Here is a 13,941-nt window from a genome sequence, read left to right on the forward strand (position 1 = left end):
AGTGACCGCCGTCAACAGCCGCGCTCTGGCCGCCGAAGCGAAAGCGGCCGCCACCGCCGCAGCAGTGGCTGGATCGAACTGGCGGCTCACATGGGATCGTGGGCAGGCCGACGTCTTCGCCACTGGCGGTTCCCTGCACAACCTGGTTTTCCGCCTGGACAATGGCTGTGCCGTCGCGCCGCTGGCGGAAGCCCCCTGGATCGGTGATCCCTCTGTCGGGACAGATGCATCGATCCCGGCGCATCTGCACCAGCTTGGCGGCGAGTGGGCTTGCGTTCCGTTCGGGACGGCAATGGTTGACCCGCTTCACCACGGTTTTGGCACAGACAACGCATGGCATGCAGTGGAACAAGCGGCGGATGCGATCACGCTGGCCATCGACTATCCGGAACACCATCCGATAAAGAGCCTGGAGCGCCGTTTAATTGGGGTTGCGGGGCAGGCGGCCATCGCCATTGAGTTGACGGTCGAAGCGCGGACCCAATGCATCTTGCCGGTTGGCCTGCATCCGATCTTCCGGCTTCCCGAAGAAGGGCGCGGCATGCGGCTAGATCCCGGTCCCTTTGTGCGCGGTTATACCTTTCCGAAGGTGTTCGAACCGGGCGTCTCACGTCTGAGGCCAGGTGCAGAGTTCACGTCACTCGACGCAGTGCCGCTGGCGGGCGAGGGGGTAGCCGATCTTTCGCGGCCGCCGGCCGATCTGCGCGAAGAAATACTTCAACTTGCCGACGTGGGCGGCTGCGTTTGCATCGACTACCCGGACGACGGGTATCGAGCGCGGCTGGACTGGAACGCGGATGACTTTCCCTCGCTGGTAATATGGCTCTCCAATCGAGGCCGCGCCGCGCCGCCCTGGTCGAACAGCTTTCGGGGCATCGGCATTGAGCCGGTGAACGGCTTTTTCGACGACACGGGACTTGCATTCCATGCACCGGCTGACCTGGCGCTTGGACGCCAATTCCACGCCGGCGAGAGATGGACGACACACTATCGAATTTCGGCATCCATTCTTGCCGCCCCCCAACATGAAGGACCGACAGCATGAAGCGCTCGCGCGTCAATGAAATCATCCGCGAAGGAGACGCCTTCATCCGCTCCTTCGGCTATGTCATGCCGCCTTTCGCCTATTGGTCGCCGGGGGAGATGAAGACGCGGCGCCCTGCCGGAATCATCGACTCGCGCCTCGGCTGGGACATCACCGACTACGGGCAAGGCAAATTTGACGAGCTCGGCCTGTTCCTGTTCACCGTGCGCAACGGCCGCGCAGAGGACCTCTCGCGCGGCAAGGGCATGCTCTACGCCGAAAAGATCATGATCTCGCGCAAGGACCAGCTTTCACCCATGCACCGCCATGTGGTGAAGGCCGAGGACATCATCAACCGCGGCGGCGGTAAGCTGGTCATCGAGCTGTTCATGCCGGACGAAGAGGGAAATATAGACCGAAACCGCGAGGTCGAGGTTCCGACAGACGGTGTCATCCGCAAGCTGCCGGCAGGCGGCTTGTTGAAGCTCGATCCCGGCGAGAGCGTGACCCTGCTGCCCGGCGTGTGGCATGCGTTCTGGGGCGAGGGGGCAGACGTGCTGATTGGTGAGGTATCGACCGTGAACGACGACCTGACTGACAACATCTTTGCCGATCCGATCGGGCGCTTTTCCAGCATCGAGGAAGACGAGGCGCCGCTGCATCTGCTGGTGTCGGACTACGACCGCTTCATCGACGGCAAGGGCTGATAGGGCCGGACACGGACCACACTCGGTTGGACAAGGGGCGGCGGCTTTAAAGAAGACCCGCCGCCCCTTCCAATTCAGTGCCAGCTGTCGAGGCCAAGTAGCTTGCGGCCAAGCTCGTTCAACTCAGCCGTCTTGGCGTTCTTCTTTTCCCACTCGCGTGGGTCGCCGGGGAACGCCGCACGCGTTGGTGCCTCGCGCTCGCGCCAGGAGTGGATGCGGGCTTCGCGTTCTTCGTTGTCTTCCTCGTCGGCCGGAAACATCGAGATGTATTGCGCCATGCGCACCCGGTCCTTGGAGTGGTTTGGCCGCACCCCATGCGCCAGCAGCGTGTTGAAGATCAGAAGGTCGCCGGGGTTCATCTCGATATTGGTGATCGTCAGGCCGGTCAGGTCCGGGTGGTGCGGATCGCGATCGGCGGGCTGCGTCTTCACCCATTCCTCGAAATTCTCGAACAATTCGGGAATGCACTGGAAGCCGCCGATGTCGCCATCCTGCTTGACGAGCGAAAGCACGCCCTGGACGCCGATCGGCAGGGGCCGAAGCGAAGTATCGCTGTCCCAGTGGATGAAGCCGTTCGGGTTGCCCGGCGTTTTCTTGGGCGGATTGAGATTGGCGCGATCAATGGCAACCCAGAGATCCTCCCTGTCCCAGATGTCGACGAAGGCATCGTAGACGCGCTGTACCTGCCGATTGTCCCAGAGGTACTGGTGGTTGTAGATTTCTACCATGCCGGCGCCGTTCAGCTCCTTCATCAAATGATCGCGGCGCTGCGGCGCATACCAGGTTGATGGATCCTTCGGGTCCTTTTCGTCGAATTCCCAAAGCAGGTCGATCAGCCGCTGGACATTCTCCTGCGGCACGGCGTTGCGCACGATCACATAGCCCTTTGTGGTCCAGTGCTGCCAATCGGCCTCGCTGAGCACGCGCAGCGGCAGCGTCTTCTTGATGTCCTTGAGCTGCGTGGTGACGTTCTTCGACGTCGGATGGCTGTCCTTCTTCAGATCTGTCGCGTGCGCCACGGTTTCCTCCATTTTCCGCCTGGTCCTTGATGGCACGATGCTAGTGCGAGCCCGCGGAGGGAAGTTGTACTGGTGGCGCTCATCCTGATACTATTCTGGCGTTTCAATGCGAATGTTGCCCGAATGAAGCCGTTTCTGGAAAAGCTGCAGCCGATGCCTGGCACTTCATGGGCCATGCTCAACCGCCGGCTCGACGACCAACTTCCCTTCCAGTGGCATCACCATCCGGAGCTGGAACTGACGCTGACGCTCAATTCGCGCGGACAGCGTTTTATTGGCGATCACATTGGCAGCTATGACGACGGCGACCTCGTGCTGATCGGGCCGAACCTTCCGCATAGCTGGAGTTCGTCCGAGAAAATCGACCAAGCTGGCCCGCACGTTGCGTTGGTCATGTGGTTTCGGCCGGAATGGGCGCAGACGCTTGCGGGCACGTTCGTCGAACTCGGCGCCGTTGCTGCCATGGTGGAGCGCGCCGCCACCGGGTTGAAATTCACCGACGCCTATGCTGCGAAGGCGCGGCCGGTCATCGAGGACCTGTTTACGCGCCCGCCACACGAGCGGCTGCTGTGCCTTATGCAGGTGCTGAACATGCTGGCGCAGGATGCTGGCGCCGAGCCGCTTGCGAGCCCGCGAAGCGTGCCGACGCCGTCCAGTCAGGATCGTTCAAGGATCGACCGTGTGCTCGATCACATCCATCTCAATTACGCAGCGGGCCTATCGCTCTCGGAACTGTCCGATGTCGCGGCACTAAGTCAGTCGGGCCTGCACCGGCTGTTTCGCCGTCACACGCATATGTCGATCACGGACTACATCATGCGTCTGAAGATCGGCGAGGCCTGCGCCATGCTTTCCGGCACCTCGAAGCCGATCGCGCATATAGCCGAGGCCGTGGGCTACGAAACGCTTGCCAACTTCAACCGGCAGTTCAGGGCGCTCAAGGGAATGACGCCCCGCAGCTATCGCCGGAGCTTTCGCGCCGCGGGGTGAGGTTTAGGCGCCCCAGACGACAAGGAGCGGGTGAAAGCCCTTTACGAGTCTCGTTTCGCCGCTGAAACGTCAGTCCATAAGGCATTTCCTGATGAAGTGCAGCCAGGTGTCGTGGCGCCGCACGGTCATGCGCGGCAGGAGCAGCATGTCGTCCTGCGGCCGGGCGTGGCCCCGGTTCACCGTGGTCGCGTTTGTGTAACCCGCTTCCTCGACTATCTGCCGGAGCTCGCCATTCTGACCGCCGTAGGGATAGCAGAAGGCGTCGACGGCGCTGCCCAGCATGTCTTCCAGCTCGTGGCGGGCGTCGGTGATCTGGCGCCGCGCCTCGCTTGGCGCGACGGTTGGCAGCCGCACATGATCTAGCGTGTGCGAGCCGACCTCATGGCCGCGCGCTGCCCACTCCCGCATCTCGGCCTTCGACATGCAGGCGGCATAGGGAACGCCCAGCGGCACGTCCCATTCATTGGAGCCGCCGATCTGCCGGCTGACGAAATAGTTCGTGGCCGTGAAGCCGAATTCCTGCAGCACGGGCATCGCATTGACATAGACGTTGCGAAAGCCGTCGTCGAAGGTAATGCCCGCGACCTTGCCGGTCTTCTCGCCGCGCAAATAGGGCAACAGGTCGCGCATCGAGAGGCCGGTGAAGCCCAGCCGCTTTAGCCACGTCATCTGGCGGCGAAAATCGCGCGGATCGACCGTCAGCGCGCGAAAGCGGCTGCCGCGCGGGGCGGGGATGTCGATCTGGTGGTACATGAAGATCGGAATTGGCATGTCTGGCACCGCTCAACGACGACGCATTGCCGCCAGCCTTGCGCGCATCGCAATTCTGGCTCTGTAGATCGGGCGCAACAGCTCGCGCTTGAGTTTCGAAATCTGCCGCTTCGGCTTGAGAGTGCTGCCGCCAAGGGTGGGCGATATTTCCCGAATTCCCCCAGGTACGACAGACCGGGGCACCACGCCGGTCACCCACGGCATCTGGAGCAGAACGTCGACCGGACGATCCACGGTTTCGGTTGCCTTGAGCAATCGTGCCGCCGCGTCGCGGCTGACGAGCTGCGTCACCATGCCAAGCCCAGCGCAGACGGGCTCGATCAGCGAAACGTCTTTCGACCGGGCTACGATCCGGCCGTTGTCGCGGCCGTCGCGGAAGGGAAAACGGATGAAGCCTTCGCGCTCGATATTCGCCAGTGCGAGTTCGAGCCCATCGAAGAAGGGCGCGACTGGGGCCGCATCGTCTTCCATGATGAGCGCGGCGTCGAGCTTCTGGTCGAGAATGGCCTGCCAGGCGCGCCGATGGGACAGGAAGCAGGCGATCTCGTTGCGGTTCAGTTCAAACGGGTAGATTGGCCGATGCAGGCGAGGGCGGTAGAATTTTTGAATGCCCTCTTCGTCAAGCAGCTTTCCGTCCACGGCATCGATGACTTCCGCCGGGAAGGGCAAGCTGGTCAAAAGCGTTTGGACGTGCTCCCTGCGCTGCTCTGCGCGCGCGAGGTGGATGATGAACGCCTTTACGATCATGCAGTATCTTTCAGGCCCAAAAGCTGGAATTAAGTCAGTAAGCTTCGGAAGTTCTTACACCAAGTAGCCGATGCTGGAAGCCCGTAAGCACTATCAAGGCGCTGCTCCGAATCCATTCGGCCGCAAATTCCGTCAGGCGCAACGAGTGTCAACCGGCGGCTAGCCATCTCTCCAGTGTCGATGCACTCGTGCCCAGTTCTCGCCACAATCGGTTAACGGTGCGCTAACAAATTACCGAATATGAGAGGGATTGGAGCTGTGAATGCGGGCGGATGTCCACCGCATTTGGTTTTGTATTGCGTAGCTTGATGACATCTTCAGGGGACAATCGATAATGCTGATTTTGGCGCGCCGGCACATTCGCCGCGCTTCAACCGTCGCTGTTTTTGCGTTGTCCGCTGCTTTTCTTGCCGCTTGTGCAGCCCCGACGCCAAAGCCTGCCAGCAAGAAGCGTCCGAAGGAGTTCTTCGCCGAGTCCGAATACGGGGTCAAGGCCAGTCCGCGGGTTACCAACAAGCGTTCGAACCTACCGCGTGGAGGAGGGCGAGACCAGCTCGGCCGCCCCTACACGGTGCGCGGGAAGGTCTACTATCCGAAAGAAGAAAAGAACTACAAGGTGGTCGGCGCCGCTTCCTGGTATGGCGATGCCTTCCATGGCCGCCTTACCGCCAACGGCGAAATCTACGATATGACGCACCTTACGGCGGCGCACCCGACCATGCCGCTGCCGAGCTACGCGCGGGTCACCAACACGAAGAACGGAAACTCCGTCATCGTGCGCGTCAACGATCGCGGCCCATACTCGGACGACCGCGTGATCGATCTCTCGCGCCGAGCTGCCGAAATGCTCGACTATATGAACGGTGGTACGGCCGATGTGAAGGTCGAATATGTCGGTCGTGCACCGCTCGATGGCCAGGACGACCAGTTCCTGCTCGCGTCGTTCCGGCCGGGCAATGGCGCGCCGGATCCGTCGATCGGTTTGCCCAGCGGTGTCATGATCGCCATGAACGGGTCGACACCCAGTGCGAATGTTGGATCGATGGTCCCGGTGCCCACCTTCTCGCCAATGCAGCCGCAACTACCGACCTCGAGCGACCTGCCGTTCGGCCAGGCCATTGCGGTCAGCAGCGTCATTTTGCCGGATTTCGGGCCGATCGTTCCCCAGCGGCCGACCCGGCCCACACAGCTTGCGCTTGCCAGCATGTCCTACGCGGCAGAAGCTCAGAGCAGCGCTGCAGCTGCATTTGCAGCGGTGGATGGAGGGGGCATTGCTGGCGACGCGCAGTGGAAGCGCGGCGATCAGGGTTCCGTTTCGAGCCCGATCGCAGCCTACATTGCGGTCGGAACCTTCAGCCGAAGCGACGAAGCCAAGCAGGTTGCCCGCTCTCTTTCGGCGGTTGGCAAGGCAACGGTCGAACGCACCCGCATCAAGGGGGCGAGCCTTTACACGGTCAGCCTTCATGCAGACGGCCGGGCTTCTCTCGACGCGATGCTGGAAAGCGCCTGGGCGAATGGCGCGCCGGACGCGTTTCCGGTTCGAGACTAGTTGTTGAGGCTGTGGTGGCATGAAGTCGGGCGGGGCAGGGCCCCTCTCGGCGTCGAACACTTGCTACCTTGTCGATTGGCCTGTTACCCTATTTCCAGTCCAAGCTGCAAATTAACTGGACTGGTGTTGTGATGCCTTTTCGACCGTCTTTCTTTGCCGCGTTTTTGAGCCTCGCACTGGTTTTTAGCTTTGCGGCATCCGCCAACGCTCAATTGTTCGAATCGAAGGCCAAAGAGGCTTTCATGATCGATGCGGACACGGGATCGATCCTTTTTTCCAAGAACGCCGACACGCCATTTCCGCCAGCTTCGCTTGCCAAGCTCATGACCATGGAGGTCGTGTTCCATGCGATCAAGGAAGGCCGCTACACTCTCGACGATACATTCGCGGTCAGCGAAAATGCGTGGCGCAACGGCGGCGCAAAGTCCGGCGGCTCGACCATGTTCGCCGCCCTCAAGTCCACCATCCGCCTGGAGGATTTGATCAAGGGGATCGCCGTGCAGTCCGCTAATGATGGCTGCATCATCATTGCCGAAGGCATGGCCGGCAGCGAGGAGAATTTCGCAACGCTGATGACCGAGCGCGCACGCGAACTGGGTCTCACGAAGTCGGTGTTCAAGAATTCCACGGGCCTTCCCGCCGATGGCCAGGTGATGACGGCGCGCGAACTCGTCGAACTGTCTGAGCACATCTGGCGCGAATACCCTGATCTCTACAAATATTTTGCCGAGCCGGACTTTACCTGGAACAAGATCACCCAGCGCAATCGCAACCCGATCCTTGCCATGGACATCGGTGGAGATGGCCTGAAGACTGGCTATACGGAGGAATCCGGCTACGGCATCGTGGGTTCGGTCAGCCGTGACGGCCGCCGCATCTTCGTGGCCCTCAGCGGAATGAGCAGCGACCGCGAGCGCTCCGAGGAGGTGCGCAAGATCCTGGACTGGGGCATGCGGGCCTTCCAGAAGACCCAGTTGTTTGCCGATGGCGAGGTCGTGGCAGAAGCAGGCATATACGGCGGGGCCAAATCGGGTATCGCGCTGAAGGCACACGGGCCGATTTCGATTCTGGTTCCGATCACCAACCGCGACCGACTGACCGCGCAGGTGGTCTATGAGGGGCCAATCATCGCACCGGTCGAAGAGGGAACCCGAATTGGCACCTTGCGCGTCAAGATCGGCGACACGCTAAGCCAGGAAACACCGCTCTATGCGGCTGAAAGCGTGGGGCTGGGTCCCTTGCACAGGCGTGCTCTCGACGCGGTCGGAGAGTTGCTCATCGGCTGGATGCGCTGATCATCGTAAAAGTGGACGTATCGTCCCCACCGGCATAAGACGGGGTCAACCGGTGCCGGACCGCAGTTCCGGTCCGAGTAAGGACAATTGAATTGACGCGCGGACTTTTCATAAGCTTCGAAGGTGGCGAGGGCGCCGGCAAGTCGACGCAGATCAAGCTGCTGGCGGCCAAGCTTCGTGCGAAGGGCTATCGGTTGACCGTCACGCGGGAGCCCGGCGGTTCGCCCGGCGCGGAAGCGGTACGCCACGTCATTCTGTCGGGCGCGGCCGAGACTTTCGGCCCGAAGATGGAAGCTTTGCTGTTTGCAGCAGCGCGCTCCGACCATATCGAGCAGGTCATCCGGCCAGCCATCGAGCGCGGCGACATCGTGCTGTGCGATCGCTTCGTCGATTCATCGCGCGTCTATCAGGGCGGTTCGGGGGAAATCGATCCTGTCTTCATGACGGCACTCGAGCGCGTCTCGCTCAACGGCATGATGCCGGACCTGACGCTGATCTTCGATATCGATCCGGCGCTCGGAATGCAGCGTGCGACAGCGCGGCGGGGCGATGATGCCGCGGACAGGTTCGAGAAGGAGACGCTCGCGGTCCATCGAAGCCGCCGCGAAGCCTACCTTGAAATCGCCCGCAAGGAGCCCGAGCGCTGCATCGTCATTGACGCGTCGCAGCCCGTTGAGACGGTCGAGCACGCGGTGACGGAAGTTGTTTTCCGGACCGTCGAGGCGTGTTTTGCAAGCGCCCCGGGCCAGGCCCAGGAGGCGTGATGTTCGAACGCATCGCACCAGAGCAGCACGACACTCTGGACGGCGTGCCGGAGCCGGCCGAAAACCCGTTCCTGTTCGGGCATGAGACCGCAGCTGCCATGCTTGCCGCCGCCTACCGCGCCCGAAAACTGCCGCACGCGCTGCTGCTGGCCGGGCCCCAGGGCATCGGCAAGGCGACGCTGGCGTTTCATCTTGCCTATCACCTGTTGAAGAACCCGGAGCCTTCGCAAGCTCCGGAGACGCTGTCTTCGCCTGATCCGGCCTCGCCGCTGTATCGTCAGGTCGCGATGGGGGCGCATCCGGGCGTCCTTCACCTGACACGGCCGCTGAATGAAAAGACGAAGGCCTTCAAGACGGTCCTGACCGTGGATGAAATCCGCAAGGTCAACCGGTTCCTCTCAATGACTTCCCATGATGGAAGCTACCGCGTGGTGATCGTCGATCCCGCCGACGACATGAACACCAATGCGGCAAACGCACTGCTCAAGAACCTCGAGGAGCCCCCGGCAAAGACGCTGTTCATCCTCATCACCCATTCGCCGGGCGGCCTGCTGCCCACGATCCGTTCGCGCTGCCAGATGGTTAGGTTGTCGCCGCTCGACGCAGGCACTCTGCTGCAGGCGCTTGGGCGCGCCGACACTCCGCTGCCGGACAGCGCGGAAGCGCGCGCGGCGCTTGCGGAGCGGGCAGGGGGCAGCGCGCGCAACGCAATCGTCCTGACACAATATGGCGGGCTGGAGATCGCGGAGGCCGTCGACGGGCTTCTGGCCGCGCCGCATCTGGACGTGGCCGCCGCGCACAAGCTGGCCGAGGTGGTGGCCGCGCGCGACCAGGCAATGCGTTTCGACATCTTCAACCGCCATGCCCTCGACCTGCTTGCGGATGCCGCCAGCGCCGCCGCACTGAACAGCGATGTCGTGCTGGCCAACCGCTTTTCCGAAGCATGGCAGGAGGCGCGGGCGTCGATCAATGAGGCCGAGATATACAATCTCGACAAGAAGCAGCATGTGCTTAACATGATCATGCGTCTCAACGCGGCCATGCGAATGTGAAGCTCGTCCACTGGCGCGGGATAGCAATCGCTTTCCCGATGCGTTATCTCACCGCTCAATTCACCATTTGAAGTACGAACGGCTTCTTCATGTCCCGCGAAAAATTCTATCTGACGACAGCCATATCCTACCCCAACGGCAAGCCTCACATCGGCCACGCCTACGAGCTGATCGCGACAGACGCGCTGGCACGCTTCCAGCGGCTCGATGGCAAAAACGTTTTCTTCCTGACCGGCACCGACGAGCACGGCATCAAGATGCTGCAGACGGCGCGAAAGGAAGGCATCACCCCGCGCGAGCTGGCCGACCGCAATACGGCCGAGTTCCAGCGCATGGCCGAAGCGCTGAATGCGTCCAACGACGACTTCATCCGCACTTCAGAAAAGCGCCACTATGAGGCTTCCCAGGCGATCTGGAAGGCCATGGTCGCCAGCGGCGACATCTACAAGGGCGGCTACGCCGGCTGGTATTCGGTTCGCGACGAAGCCTATTACGGCGAGGAGGAAACCGAGGTCCGCCCCGACGGCATCCGCTACGGACCGCAAGGGACGCCGGTGGAATGGGTGGAGGAAGAAAGCTATTTCTTCCGCCTGTCGGCCTATCAGGACCGGCTGCTAGCGCACTACGAGAAGCACCCTGAATTCGTCGGCCCGCCGGAGCGGCGCAACGAGATCGTCAGCTTCGTCAAATCCGGACTGAAGGACCTGTCGGTTTCCCGCACCACCTTCGACTGGGGCATTCCGGTGCCTGGCGACGAGAAGCACGTGATGTATGTCTGGGTCGATGCCTTGACCAACTACATCACGGCTCTTGGCTATCCGGACACCAATGCCGAACGCTGGCGCTATTGGCCCGCCGATGTTCACGTCATTGGCAAGGACATCACCCGCTTCCACACGGTCTACTGGCCCGCATTCCTGATGTCTGCCGGCCTCGAATTGCCGAAGCGTGTCTTCGGCCACGGCTTCGTGTTCAACCGCGGCGAGAAGATGTCGAAGTCGGTCGGCAACGTGATCGACCCGTTCGCGCTGGTTTCGCACTATGGCCTCGACCAGGTTCGCTACTTCCTTCTGCGCGAGGTGCCGTTCGGCCAGGATGGCAACTACAGCCACGAGGCGATCGTCAACCGCACCAACGCCGACCTTGCCAACGACCTAGGCAATCTCGCCCAGCGCTCGCTGTCGATGATCGCCAAGAATTGCGGCGGCGTGGTTCCGCAGCGCGGCACCCTGGCCGAGGCCGACAACGCATTGCTGGAGCAGGCCAGTGCAGCGCTCGTCACCGCGCGCAAGACGATGTCCGAGCAGGCAATCCATCAGGCGCTCGCCGCCATCTTTGCCGTCGTTGCCGAGGCAAACCGCTATTTCGCCGCGCAGGAACCCTGGGCGCTCAAGAAAACAGACCATGCGCGCATGGAAACCGTGCTTTACACGACGGCCGAAACGATCAGGCGCGTCGGCATCATGTGCCAGCCCTACATCCCGGAGGCAGCGTCCAGGCTGCTCGACCTTCTCGCCATTCCGGCCGAGGAGCGCAGCTTCGACAGGATCGCCGACAACCACGCGCTGACGCCGGGAACCGCGCTGCCGGCTCCCCAGGCGGTTTTCCCACGCTATGTAGAGCCTGCCGCCGCCGAGTCGTGAAAATGCTTGTCGATAGTCACTGCCATCTCGACTTTCCCGACTTCGCCCAGGAGCGCGCCGACATCGTCGCGCGCGCCCAGGCAGCGGGAGTCGGGCGCATGGTCACGATTTCCACGCGGGTGAAGCGGTTTCCCGAGATATTGGAGATCGCGGAGGCCTTCGACCCGGTGTACTGTTCTGTCGGCACGCATCCGCACAATGCCGGCGAAGAGATCGACGTCACGGCGGACGATCTCGTAAAGCTGGCAGCACATCCGAAGGTGGTGGCGATCGGCGAGGCCGGGCTCGACTATTTTTACGACAAGGCGCCGCGCGATGCGCAGGCGCAGAGCTTCCGAGCCCACATCGATGCGGCCCGCCGCACCGGTCTGCCGCTGGTCATCCATTCGCGCGACGCCGACGACGACATGATCGCAATCCTGGAGGAAGAAAGCGGGAAGGGGGCTTTCCCCTTCGTGCTGCACTGCTTCTCGTCGGGACGAATGCTTGCCCAAGCGGGCGTGCGGCTCGGAGGTTATGTCTCGTTTTCCGGTATAGTGACGTTCAAGAAGTCGGAGGAATTGCGCGCGATCGCGGCGGAGGTGCCTCGTGACAGGCTGTTGGTCGAGACGGACGCACCCTATCTGGCGCCGGTGCCGTATCGAGGCAAGCGCAACGAACCCGCCTATGTCGCGCACACCGCCAAGGTGCTGGGGGAAACGCTGGGCCTTGGCGAGGAAGAGATCGCCGCAATCACGACTGACAATTTCTTCCGCCTCTTCAGCAAGATGCCACGACCGGCGCAGGGCGCCTGAGGCATGACGGACCTGCTTCGCCTCACCATCCTTGGCTGCGGCTCATCGCCGGGAACGCCGCGGATCACGGGCGATTGGGGCGATTGCGATCCGCAGAACCCAAGGAACCGGCGCCGCCGCGCCGCCGCCATGGTCGAGCGTGTCTCCGCCAGCGGTGCCGTCACGCGGGTTGTGATCGACACCGGCCCGGATTTCCGCGAGCAGATGCTGATGGCGGGCGTGAAGCGGATCGATGCGGTCGTCTATACGCATCCGCACGCCGACCATATCCATGGCATCGATGACCTGCGTGGATTCGTGCTGGAACAGCGCCAGCTTGTGGACATCTATGCCGACCAGCCGACCCTGAACCGCCTGTACGAGGCGTTCGGCTATTGTTTCGAAACGCCGCTCGGCAGCTCCTATCCGCCGATCCTGCGGGCGCATGAGATCGAGCATTCGGACCCGGTGTCGATTGAAGGAGAGGGGGGCACCCTCACCTTCATGCCGCTGCCGCAGATACATGGCGACATCATCTCGCTCGGCTTTCGTGTGGGACCGATGGCCTATTGCTCCGACGTCAGCCACTTTCCGCCGGCGACGGCCGAACTGATGCAGGACCTCGACGTGCTGGTAATCGATGCTCTGCAATATCGACCCCACCCGAGCCATCTTTCGCTCAATGAAGCTCTGGAATGGATCGATCGGCTGAGGCCCAAGCGGGCTGTGCTGACGCATATGCACGTGCCGCTGGACTACGCCACCGTCACCGACCAGACGCCGGAGAACGTCGAACCGGCCTATGATGGCATGATCATCGAAATCCCTTTGAAATCAATGTGAACGAGGTGGAGGCTCAACTATGGCTGGCAGTATCGATCGCGTGATGGAAGCTGCGGCGGCCGCCGGGCTCGAGATCGAAATTCGTCGCATGGGAGCCTCCACGCGTACCGCCGAAGAAGCTGCGGAACAATGCGGCTGTTCGCCCGCACAGATCGTGAAATCACTGGTTTTTCAAGGCGAAAGCAGCGGAAAGCTCTACCTGTTCCTGGTTTCGGGACCCAATCAGCTCGATCTTTCCAAAGCTGCGGAACTCGTTTCGGAAGCGCTCAAGCGCGCCGACCCGCGTCACATCCGCGAGCAGACCGGTTTTGCCATCGGCGGCGTCTCGCCATTGGGGCATTTGATCGAGATCCCGGCCTTCGCCGATGAGACGCTGCTGTCCTTCGATCTGGTCTGGGCAGCGGCCGGCGCGCATGACGCCGTGTTTTCCTCCGAGCCCACGGCCTTGTTCGCTGCCGCACGCGCTAGAACGGCCGACCTGGCCGCGTAAGCTCATGTGGCGGGAACGCCACGAGGTTCGCGTCGAAGATGATGCTGTAGCCCGGAGGCCGACTCTGGTGTTCCTGACATCGCGCCTTGGCCTCTCTTGGCCGGGTTCATGAACTTGTGAGTTCCATAATCTATCTTATGTGACTTTTATTTGTAGCCGCAAAGTTAGAATGTCCTGAATCTGCAAAGTAAGAATGTCACACTCCCCGCGTTTGAGACGTGGGGGTTGCGGATGGGACTGGTTGCGATGAGCGAGCGTGATCTGCAGCGGATCG

Annotated in this window: 14 protein-coding genes; 11 read left to right on the plus strand and 3 right to left on the minus strand. The window is 61.9% G+C overall.

All coding sequences use genetic code 11. The features are described from left to right. Position 1: 1 nt before the first annotated feature. Together ABLE86_RS14205 and ABLE86_RS14210 are read left to right on the plus strand one after the other, a co-directional pair. Positions 2 to 1,045 (plus strand): hypothetical protein, encoded by a 1,044-nt coding sequence (locus ABLE86_RS14205; RefSeq protein ID WP_348779601.1) that lies wholly within the window; start codon positions 2 to 4, stop codon positions 1,043 to 1,045. Continuing rightward, positions 1,042 to 1,731 (plus strand): D-lyxose/D-mannose family sugar isomerase, encoded by a 690-nt coding sequence (locus tag ABLE86_RS14210; RefSeq protein ID WP_348779602.1) that lies wholly within the window; start codon positions 1,042 to 1,044, stop codon positions 1,729 to 1,731. The genes ABLE86_RS14205 and ABLE86_RS14210 overlap by 4 nt, the downstream gene beginning before the upstream one ends. A gap of 74 nt (positions 1,732 to 1,805) precedes the next feature. On the opposite strand, the gene ABLE86_RS14215 is transcribed toward ABLE86_RS14210, so the two are convergent. Further along, on the minus strand, positions 1,806 to 2,762 hold the full coding sequence (locus tag ABLE86_RS14215; RefSeq protein ID WP_348779603.1) for a phytanoyl-CoA dioxygenase family protein: 957 nt from the start codon (positions 2,760 to 2,762) through the stop codon (positions 1,806 to 1,808). A gap of 111 nt (positions 2,763 to 2,873) precedes the next feature. On the opposite strand from ABLE86_RS14215, the gene ABLE86_RS14220 reads away from it, so the two are divergent. Further along, positions 2,874 to 3,740, plus strand: coding sequence for an AraC family transcriptional regulator (locus ABLE86_RS14220; RefSeq protein ID WP_348779604.1), 867 nt, complete (start codon positions 2,874 to 2,876; stop codon positions 3,738 to 3,740). A gap of 69 nt (positions 3,741 to 3,809) precedes the next feature. On the opposite strand, the gene ABLE86_RS14225 is transcribed toward ABLE86_RS14220, so the two are convergent. Next, the gene (locus tag ABLE86_RS14225; RefSeq protein ID WP_348779605.1) at positions 3,810 to 4,511 is read right to left on the minus strand and encodes a polysaccharide deacetylase family protein; all 702 of its coding nucleotides are present in this window, start codon (positions 4,509 to 4,511) and stop codon (positions 3,810 to 3,812) included. 12 nt (positions 4,512 to 4,523) lie between these two features. Further along, entirely contained in the window at positions 4,524 to 5,258 is a 735-nt protein-coding gene (locus ABLE86_RS14230; RefSeq protein ID WP_348779606.1) for a glycosyltransferase family 25 protein, read from the minus strand. A 334-nt stretch (positions 5,259 to 5,592) separates the two neighbouring features. Between ABLE86_RS14230 and ABLE86_RS14235 the strand changes: the two genes are divergently transcribed. The 8 genes from ABLE86_RS14235 to ABLE86_RS14270 all read left to right on the plus strand — a co-directional run bounded on the left by ABLE86_RS14235 (position 5,593) and on the right by ABLE86_RS14270 (position 13,667). After that, positions 5,593 to 6,807 (plus strand): septal ring lytic transglycosylase RlpA family protein, encoded by a 1,215-nt coding sequence (locus ABLE86_RS14235; RefSeq protein WP_348779607.1) that lies wholly within the window; start codon positions 5,593 to 5,595, stop codon positions 6,805 to 6,807. Between the two features lie 131 nt (positions 6,808 to 6,938). Then, positions 6,939 to 8,102: a D-alanyl-D-alanine carboxypeptidase family protein gene (locus tag ABLE86_RS14240; protein ID WP_348779638.1), complete on the plus strand. Its 1,164-nt coding sequence runs from the start codon at positions 6,939 to 6,941 to the stop codon at positions 8,100 to 8,102. A 92-nt stretch (positions 8,103 to 8,194) separates the two neighbouring features. Beyond that, positions 8,195 to 8,866 (plus strand): dTMP kinase, encoded by a 672-nt coding sequence (gene tmk / locus ABLE86_RS14245; RefSeq protein ID WP_348779608.1) that lies wholly within the window; start codon positions 8,195 to 8,197, stop codon positions 8,864 to 8,866. After that, positions 8,863 to 9,918 carry a DNA polymerase III subunit delta' gene (locus ABLE86_RS14250; protein WP_348779609.1) on the plus strand — a complete coding sequence of 352 codons (1,056 nt, stop codon included), beginning with the start codon at positions 8,863 to 8,865 and terminating at the stop codon, positions 9,916 to 9,918. Before tmk ends, ABLE86_RS14250 begins: the two co-directional genes overlap by 4 nt. Before the next feature lie 89 nt (positions 9,919 to 10,007). Next, positions 10,008 to 11,561 (plus strand): methionine--tRNA ligase, encoded by a 1,554-nt coding sequence (gene metG, locus ABLE86_RS14255; protein ID WP_348779610.1) that lies wholly within the window; start codon positions 10,008 to 10,010, stop codon positions 11,559 to 11,561. A gap of 2 nt (positions 11,562 to 11,563) precedes the next feature. Further along, a complete protein-coding gene (locus tag ABLE86_RS14260) occupies positions 11,564 to 12,355 on the plus strand; it encodes a TatD family hydrolase (RefSeq protein WP_348779611.1) in 792 nt (263 codons plus the stop codon). Positions 12,356 to 12,358: 3 nt separating this feature from the next. Then, on the plus strand, positions 12,359 to 13,177 hold the full coding sequence (locus ABLE86_RS14265) for an MBL fold metallo-hydrolase (protein WP_348779612.1): 819 nt from the start codon (positions 12,359 to 12,361) through the stop codon (positions 13,175 to 13,177). A 19-nt stretch (positions 13,178 to 13,196) separates the two neighbouring features. Beyond that, on the plus strand, positions 13,197 to 13,667 hold the full coding sequence (locus ABLE86_RS14270) for a YbaK/EbsC family protein (RefSeq protein WP_348779613.1): 471 nt from the start codon (positions 13,197 to 13,199) through the stop codon (positions 13,665 to 13,667). Positions 13,668 to 13,941: the final 274 nt, after the last annotated feature.

This window comes from Mesorhizobium sp. KR2-14, from assembly GCF_040049255.1.
GTDB lineage: Bacteria > Pseudomonadota > Alphaproteobacteria > Rhizobiales > Rhizobiaceae > Pseudaminobacter.

Excerpts from the sequence above, each read along its gene's own strand:
- ABLE86_RS14210 (WP_348779602.1), top strand. The coding sequence starts at position 1,042 with ATGAAGCGCTCGCGCGTCAATGAAATCATCCGCGAAGGAGACGCCTTC.
- ABLE86_RS14215 (WP_348779603.1), bottom strand. The coding sequence starts at position 2,762 with ATGGAGGAAACCGTGGCGCACGCGACAGATCTGAAGAAGGACAGCCAT.
- ABLE86_RS14220 (WP_348779604.1), top strand. The coding sequence starts at position 2,874 with ATGAAGCCGTTTCTGGAAAAGCTGCAGCCGATGCCTGGCACTTCATGG.
- ABLE86_RS14225 (WP_348779605.1), bottom strand. The coding sequence starts at position 4,511 with ATGCCAATTCCGATCTTCATGTACCACCAGATCGACATCCCCGCCCCG.
- ABLE86_RS14230 (WP_348779606.1), bottom strand. The coding sequence starts at position 5,258 with ATGATCGTAAAGGCGTTCATCATCCACCTCGCGCGCGCAGAGCAGCGC.
- ABLE86_RS14235 (WP_348779607.1), top strand. The coding sequence starts at position 5,593 with ATGCTGATTTTGGCGCGCCGGCACATTCGCCGCGCTTCAACCGTCGCT.
- ABLE86_RS14240 (WP_348779638.1), top strand. The coding sequence starts at position 6,939 with ATGCCTTTTCGACCGTCTTTCTTTGCCGCGTTTTTGAGCCTCGCACTG.
- metG (WP_348779610.1), top strand. The coding sequence starts at position 10,008 with ATGTCCCGCGAAAAATTCTATCTGACGACAGCCATATCCTACCCCAAC.
- ABLE86_RS14260 (WP_348779611.1), top strand. The coding sequence starts at position 11,564 with ATGCTTGTCGATAGTCACTGCCATCTCGACTTTCCCGACTTCGCCCAG.
- ABLE86_RS14265 (WP_348779612.1), top strand. The coding sequence starts at position 12,359 with ATGACGGACCTGCTTCGCCTCACCATCCTTGGCTGCGGCTCATCGCCG.
- ABLE86_RS14270 (WP_348779613.1), top strand. The coding sequence starts at position 13,197 with ATGGCTGGCAGTATCGATCGCGTGATGGAAGCTGCGGCGGCCGCCGGG.